This is a genomic window from Cupriavidus sp. SS-3 (genome assembly GCF_035818815.1).
GTDB lineage: Bacteria > Pseudomonadota > Gammaproteobacteria > Burkholderiales > Burkholderiaceae > Cupriavidus > Cupriavidus taiwanensis_C.
The window spans coordinates 114,974-122,001 of sequence record NZ_JAYLVT010000020.1 but is presented as its reverse complement, the minus strand read 5'-3'; the positions used below and the strand labels follow the sequence as shown (position 1 = coordinate 122,001).

Below are 7,028 nucleotides of genomic sequence, written 5' to 3'. Positions count from 1 at the left end.
GTGCTGGTGCTGCGCAAGACCCGGCCCGAGCTGCCGCGCGCGTTCCGCTGCCCGGGCGTGCCGGTGGTGCCGCTGCTGTCGATCGGCTTCTGCCTGTTTCTGATGGCGCACCTGCAGGCGCTGACCTGGGTCGCCTTCCTGGTGTGGCTGGCGTTGGGGCTGGTGATCTACTTCGCCTATGCGCGGCGCAATGCCGTGCTGCACAGCGCCGCCAGGTAGAGGCCAATACGGGGTGGTGAAACGACCCGTGGAATCACAAGTCTTCCACCCCCTCCTGGTCAGCGGCCGGAAACCCTATTTCGCGGGCACAACCAGCGGCGAACCCTTCGTGACGATATAGGTTGCCAATTCCGATGCCAGGCCGCCGCCAACATTCCGTGCTGAATGCGGCATGCCTGCCGGGATGAACAGCGATTCCCCTGCCTTCAGCGTCACCGGCCGCTGATCGCCAAGCTGATACTCAAGGCTGCCCTGCAGCACGTGAGCGATCTCCTCACCCGGGTGTGCGTGCCTGGGCGCGAACGCGCCCGGTTCAAAATCCACGCGCACCTGAATGCCTTCCTTGCCCGCGACGCTGAGTTCATGGCTGACCAGGTCGGCCCGATGGATCCCCGGTGCTTGTGCGTGGGCGTGGTGGAACGTTGCGGCAAGGCAGGCTACGGTCATGGCGGCGGTTGCAAACTTGGCGAGATTCATTTGGGCGTGTCCTGAGTTCGGGTTGGGATATATGCAAGCAGCGATATACGTTGCATAAGCAGCATTGAACGATGCGGATGTATCCCGGCTGTAGCGAACCGCGGCACCTAATGTATTTGTTCGTATCAGCCAGTTGTGCCGCTACGTTGTCATACAAAACTGCCGACAGCCCGCCGCGGCGGCGTGTTCAGATGCAAGGCCTATCCTGAAATCGCCCGTCACATCCGACCTGGATGTGCGTGTGGAGGCAACCCTCCGCATCAAAGGAAAACGCCATGCACCCTATCGTCAAGTCCCTTTCAGCCGCCGGCATTGCAGCCGCGTTCTGCGCGAGTGTCTCCGCGCAACCTGCACAAGACGCCATCCGCCCGCCTGCCATTCTTCCCCTCGGCAGCGAACCCGCACCAAAGTTGCTGCCCTATGCGGCGCTGCCGGAGCCGCTCGCGCGCGGCGTAGTCATCGTCCAGTTTCGCACCGAGAATTTCCGCGTCATGCCGATATTCGGCAATGCCGCCGCCGGGATCTCGCCTCGCATCGGGCACTTGCACGTGACGGTTGACGATACTCCTGGCACCTGGGCACATACGAGCGAGGATCCGATCATCGTGGTCGGCCTCACGCCGGGGCCGCACAGGCTGCGCCTGGAGCTGGCCGACCCCGGCCACAAGATCCTCGCCACCGAGGTGGTCACCGTCACGGTGCCTGACGTCAAGGCCTCGGGCTCGGCGCCGGCATCCGCGTCTGGTTCCCACCGGCATTGAGTGGACTCTTGCCTGTCTGCCAGCGGTCCCGGCGTGCCAATCGGCTAGCGCGCGACTGCGTGTAAGCGGAAACATCGCCAGTCGATGCGAAGAGCGCGCAGGGCAGTGATCCAGGTATGGGATGAGGTGTCTGATTTTTGTGGTCTACCACCCGTATCCGGAACGGTCTAACGTTCACACCAAGCGATAGGCGCTCTTCCATTCGTCTTCTGGAGCAGCCAAGACCACCATCTGGGATCCGGTCCGCGTAGGCTTCAGGGTCATGCGTCCCGCGTCATTGCCCGGCACGCTATCTGGGGATGTCGATTGCACGTTGGTGGCTCCCGCGATGGCATCGAGATCCGCCCGGTTTTCGGGACCCGACCGCTTCAGGCTGCAGCAGCGAGGGCAGATTCGGGGGCACGGCGGAAGCTGATGGCGAGCCGATTATAGGCATTCATCAGCCCGATGGCCATGGTGAGGTCGGCGAGTTCCTTTTCGCTGAACACCGCCGCGGCCTGTCGAAAATCTTCGTCGGGCACATGGGTGTCGGCGACGCGGGTGACGGATTCCGTCCAGGCCAGCGCCGCCTGCTCGCGTTCGCTGAACAACGGCCCCGCTTCCTGCCAGGCCTGCACAAGCGCGAGCTTTGCCGGCGTAACGCCCTTCTTGATCAGGTCGCGCGTATGCATGTCGAGGCAATACGCGCACCCATTGATCTGGCTTACGCGCAGATAGACCAGGTCGGCCAGGACGTCTTCCAGGCCCGATTGCATGACATAGCCGTATACGCCGCCAAATGCCTTGACGCCGCCCGCCGATACCTTGGTGTAGTCCAGTCTCATTTCAAACTCCTAGTTGTCGTAGATGGTCAGTTCCTGGTCGGCCGTATCGACTACGAACACGGCCAGCAGCTTTGCCGGCCTGGTCTTGCTCGCATTGCGGCTCACCGGATGGCGGGAGCCCGGATTCTCGAAGAAACTCTCGCCCGCCTTGTAGACTCGTTCCGGCTCGTCGTTCACCTTGCTGGCGATGCTGCCCGAAACGACGTAGGCATAGATGAACGACGACCTGGCATGGGTGTGCGGCAGCGATGCACCACCGGGCGGATAAAAGACCTCGACGGCGACGAGCGACTTGCCCGGGATATTGGGGATCTCCTTCGAGAAATTGGGCTTCACCGTGTCACCGGCGCCGTGCGCCGCTGCGACCCCGGTAAAGGCGATGCCCGTTGCCGCCAGCAGGGAGAGAAGAATGCGTTGCAGTTTCATGTTTGGCTCCTTGGAGGCTAGAATCATGCACCCCATCTGGTTCACAAAAAAGAACCAAAAACACGATTTTTGAATGTACCAGCGGCGATGACCAGCATCCTCGACCTGAAGCTGGACCGTGCGTCCAGAACCTCACTGGCGGAGCAGATACGGCTCGGCATCACCGGCGCGATCGAGAGTGGCGTGCTGGTTCCAGGCGCCAGGTTGCCGTCGTGGATCGACCTCGCTGCCCAGCTTGGCGTGGCGCGAGGCACTGTCAGGACCGCCTACGAGCGGCTGTCCGATGCGCAACTGGTGGTTTCATCGCGCGCCGGCGGCACCAGGGTTTCCGACCACGCCGGAGCCGCAAGGCCCCACGCGGAACAGGCGCGTTCGCTCGAAACCGATTTGCGCTCGGAGCTGTACCAGCACTTTCTGCCGGGCCCGGCAGTGTTCCAGATGGGCGTGCCGGCATCGGACTGCTTCCCTGCCCCCTTGTTCGCACGGCTGCGATCGCGGGCGGCACGTGACGAGGTGGAGGCGCCGGCGACCTACCCGGATCCGCGCGGCGAGCATGAACTCCGCAGAGAGATCGCGGCGCACCTGGCATTGTCCCGGGCGATGGACTGCCAGCCCTCGCAGGTCTTCATCACCGCGGGCTTTACCGGCGCGCTCGGTGTCACGCTGCGGGTGATCCAGGCCGAGGGCCGGCAAGCCTGGGTCGAGAATCCGGGATTTCTTCCCAGTCGCAGAGCCATGGCATTGTCCCGGCTCACGACCGTTCCCATCCCGGTGGATGAAAACGGCATCGATGTCGGCTACGGCCAGGCACATGCACCGGATGCCGCGGTGGCGCTGGTTACGGCGGGTCAGCAGGCGCCCCTGGGCCCGACTCTCTCACTCGGTCGCCGCGTGCAACTGCTCGAGTGGGCCAGCCGCGCGGGTGCATGGATCATCGAGGACGACTACCTTGGCGAACTCCAGCTCAGGCGTCGCGCGGCTCCCGCACTGGCATCGCAGGATCGGGCCGGGCGGGTCATCCATATCGGGTCCTTCAGCAAGACACTCAGCCCCACGCTGCGGCTCGGCTTCGTGGTCGTGCCGCCTGTCCTGGTATCGCGCTTCGAAGAAGTCGTCGCCTGCCTCGCTTCCGCGCCAGGGCCGGCGGTGCAAATGGCGACCGCCGAGTTTATGCGCGATGGACACTATCTGCGGCACCTGCGGCGCATGAAACGCATTTACGCAGCCCGCAGCGATGCGCTTCTGGCTGCGCTCAACGCCAGGGAATTCCAGGCCTATGCGGCAGGCCTCGCCGTAGTGGTGAGACTGCCGGACGGCGCCGACGACCAGAGGATCGCCCGGGAAGCCTATGCCTACGGGCTGGCGCCCGCACCGTTATCGGGCTGGTTCTGCTCTGCTTCCACGCAACGGTCCGGCCTGCTGCTTGGTGTCGCGACGGCGATTGAGCACCAGGTTCCCGCTGCCTGCGACCGCTTGCAGCAACTGATCCGCAAATTCTCGTAATTGACTGCCACCGCATTCGTCCTGACCCATGCAAGGGCCGCTAACTTCAATAGCCGCGATAGCGGTCGATAACGTCCGCGAGCGGCTCACCCCGCTGATGTCGACGAACGTTTTCCAGCAGGATCGGCGCAGCCGATTCGGGCTGGGTCATGCTCGCCACATGGGGCGTCAGAAATACCCGCGGATGGGTCCAGAAAGGATGCTCCGCAGGCAGGGGCTCAGGCTCGGTCACGTCGAGAATCGCGCGCGATAGCCGACCCGAATCCAAGGCCTCGAGCAGATCCGCATCGACCAGATGCGGACCGCGCCCGACATTGATCAGCGCCGCACCGGCAGGCAGCAGCGAAAACAGTTCGCGATTCAGGATGCCCCTGGTGGCCGGGGTGAGCGGCAACAGGCAGATCAGCATGTCGCACCCTGCGAGAAAGGGTTGCAACTGATCCGGGCCGGCGAAGCTCTCCACGCCCTCGATCTCACGCACGGAGCGGTTCCATCCGCGCAGGTTGAAGCCGTAGCTCGCCAGTCGCTCCAGCACGGCACACCCCAACGCGCCCATGCCCATCACGCCGACCGTGCGGGCCGAGGCAGGCGGTACCTCCAACGGATCCCAGATGCGCGCCGCCTTCGCCGCCACGTAGTCGAAGAAGTCGCGATGCAGCGCCAGAACGGCCAGGCTGACATATTCCACCATGCCGTTGATAATCCCTGGCTCGACCATCCTGACAATGGGAACGTGCTCGGGCAGTGCGGAAAAATCGACATGATCGACACCGGCTCCGGAGGAGAAGAACACCTTCAGCCGAGGCAGCCTGGCGATGAGCTCGGCGGGTGCCTGCCAGGCGATCAGGTATTCGACCTCGGCGAGGTCGCCGGCATCGGGCCAGACCCGAAAGTCGAGGTCGGGTGCGTGCTCGGCGAAGTAGCGCGCCCAAGCTGCAGCGCGAGCGGAATCTGATCGATAAAGAATACTCATGCCAGGGTCCTACCAGCCGCCTACCCAGCCATCGAACAGCCCCTCGGGAAGGGTGTCCGCGTTGGCGCCACGGAGAAAATCAAAGTCGCAGCCCAGATGAGCCTGCTCGATGTGTTGGTTATATAGATTGCGGTAGCCACGCACGTGCTGGGACGGCGGCGCCTGCCATGCCTGGCGCCGACGTTCGAGTTCATCCGGTTCGACGCAGAGTTCCAGTCGCCGCGCGGCGACGTCGAGCTCGATGATGTCGCCGTCACGCACCAGAGCCAGCGGACCACCGATCGCAGCCTCGGGAGAAACATGCAGCACGGCGGCACCATAGGCGGTGCCGCTCATTCGCGCATCGGAGATGCGGAGCATGTCGCGCACGCCGCGCTCCATCAGATGGCGCGGCAGGGGCAGCATGCCCCACTCCGGCATCGCCGCGCCCACGGGCCCGGCATTGCGCAGAATGAGCACGCTGTTCTCGTCGATGCCGAGTTCAGGGTTATCGATCTGGTCGGCGATCGTCTGTACGTCTTCGAACACCACCGCCGGGCCGCGATGGCGGAACAGCTTGGGATTCGCCGCACAGGTCTTCATCACCGCACCGTCCGGCGCCAGGTTGCCTTTGACCACGACCATCGCCTCGCCAGGCTTGACCGGATTGTCCAGCGGCCGGATCACATCGCTATCGAAGACTTCCGCCGTCTCGAGAATCGTGCCGACCGTGCGACCGTCGACGGTGCGCGCATCGAGATGCAGCAAGGGCTCGAGGGTCTTGAGCAGGGCCGGTACGCCCCCAGCGGCCATCAGTCGCTCAGTCAGGTGTTCACCGGCGGGCTGGACGTTGGCGATCAGAGGCACGCGCCTGGCGATCTCGTCGAAGCGCTCCAGAGTCAGCGGTACGTCGACGCGGCCGGCGAGCGCTAGCAGGTGGATGATGACGTTGGTCGACCCACCCACCGCGCACAGCAGGGTAATGGCATTGTCAAAGGCTCTCGCGTCGAGAACCTCGCTCGGGCGCGGGCTGCCATCGGCGGCCATGCGCACGCTACGACGCCCCACCTCGCGGGCGAGCTGATGACGACGCCGGTCGACCGCCGGCACCAGGCTGCTACCGGGCAGCGACACACCCAGTGCCTCGCAGATGACCGCCATCGAAGAAGCGGTACCCATTTCTGCACAGTGGCCGGCCGTCCCCATCACGCTTCGCTCGAACGCGGCGAAATCGCCTTCCGAGAGTTCTCCTGCACGCAGTTGGTCGACCAGACGCCAGACACCGGTAGCGTTCGCCAGATTTCCGCCACTCGCCGAGCGGGGCGTGGCCGGGCCGCTGGCAAGGAATATGAACGGAACGCCAGCGCTGGCGGCCCCCATCAGCAGTGCCGGCTGCGTCTTGTCACAGCCGGCGAGCAGCACCACCGCATCGAAGGGATAGCCGCGAATGGTCTCCTCGGCCTCCATCGCCAGCAGGTTGCGAAAGGGGAAGGAGGTCGGCTTGATGATGTTCTCGCTGATCGACATCAACGGCACCTCGAACGGGATACCGCCTGCCTCGAGAATCCCGACTCTTGCCTCTTCGGCAAGGGTGCGTAGATTGAGATTGCACGGGTTGATATCGGACCAGGTATTGAGAATGCCCACGACGGGGCGCTCCATCAGGTCTTCGCGGCTCCAGCCGGCGGCCGACAAGGTCGAACGATGCACGAAGCCAGGCAGATCATTCTTGCGAAACCAGCGCGCGCTGCGTAGCGGCCGACCATTCTTTGTTTCGTTATCGCTCATGCGATCACCTTGTGGACCACTGTTCGGGAAAATTCGATAAGGCAGAGTTACCGCATGCCGGGGATTACGGCATGACGT

At 64.0% G+C, this 7,028-nt stretch carries 8 protein-coding genes; 3 read left to right on the top strand and 5 right to left on the bottom strand.

The features are described 5' to 3' along the window. Positions 1-219: amino acid permease C-terminal domain-containing protein (locus tag U9J39_RS24720; RefSeq protein WP_326348342.1), on the top strand; the 219-nt coding region annotated here is incomplete at its 5' end. A 75-nt stretch (positions 220-294) separates the two neighbouring features. On the opposite strand, the gene U9J39_RS24715 is transcribed toward U9J39_RS24720, so the two are convergent. Next, entirely contained in the window at positions 295-696 is a 402-nt protein-coding gene (locus U9J39_RS24715) for a cupin domain-containing protein (protein ID WP_116312483.1), read from the bottom strand. Between the two features lie 275 nt (positions 697-971). Here U9J39_RS24715 and U9J39_RS24710 point away from each other — a divergent pair, with 275 nt between their 5' ends. Beyond that, complete coding sequence (locus tag U9J39_RS24710) at positions 972-1,457, top strand: DUF6130 family protein (protein WP_115709266.1); 486 nt, start codon at positions 972-974, stop codon at positions 1,455-1,457. A 368-nt stretch (positions 1,458-1,825) separates the two neighbouring features. Here U9J39_RS24710 and U9J39_RS24705 read toward each other — a convergent pair whose 3' ends face one another. Then, the gene (locus U9J39_RS24705; RefSeq protein WP_326348340.1) at positions 1,826-2,281 is read right to left on the bottom strand and encodes a carboxymuconolactone decarboxylase family protein; all 456 of its coding nucleotides are present in this window, start codon (positions 2,279-2,281) and stop codon (positions 1,826-1,828) included. A 9-nt stretch (positions 2,282-2,290) separates the two neighbouring features. Further along, on the bottom strand, positions 2,291-2,707 hold the full coding sequence (locus U9J39_RS24700) for a cupin domain-containing protein (RefSeq protein ID WP_115709258.1): 417 nt from the start codon (positions 2,705-2,707) through the stop codon (positions 2,291-2,293). Positions 2,708-2,794: 87 nt separating this feature from the next. Here U9J39_RS24700 and pdxR point away from each other — a divergent pair, with 87 nt between their 5' ends. Continuing rightward, positions 2,795-4,210 carry a MocR-like pyridoxine biosynthesis transcription factor PdxR gene (gene pdxR, locus U9J39_RS24695; RefSeq protein ID WP_116312480.1) on the top strand — a complete coding sequence of 472 codons (1,416 nt, stop codon included), beginning with the start codon at positions 2,795-2,797 and terminating at the stop codon, positions 4,208-4,210. Between the two features lie 46 nt (positions 4,211-4,256). On the opposite strand, the gene U9J39_RS24690 is transcribed toward pdxR, so the two are convergent. Then, positions 4,257-5,183 carry a 2-hydroxyacid dehydrogenase gene (locus tag U9J39_RS24690; protein WP_326348339.1) on the bottom strand — a complete coding sequence of 309 codons (927 nt, stop codon included), beginning with the start codon at positions 5,181-5,183 and terminating at the stop codon, positions 4,257-4,259. A gap of 9 nt (positions 5,184-5,192) precedes the next feature. Then, on the bottom strand, positions 5,193-6,950 hold the full coding sequence (locus tag U9J39_RS24685) for a dihydroxy-acid dehydratase (protein WP_326348338.1): 1,758 nt from the start codon (positions 6,948-6,950) through the stop codon (positions 5,193-5,195). Between the last annotated feature and the right edge of the window lie 78 nt (positions 6,951-7,028).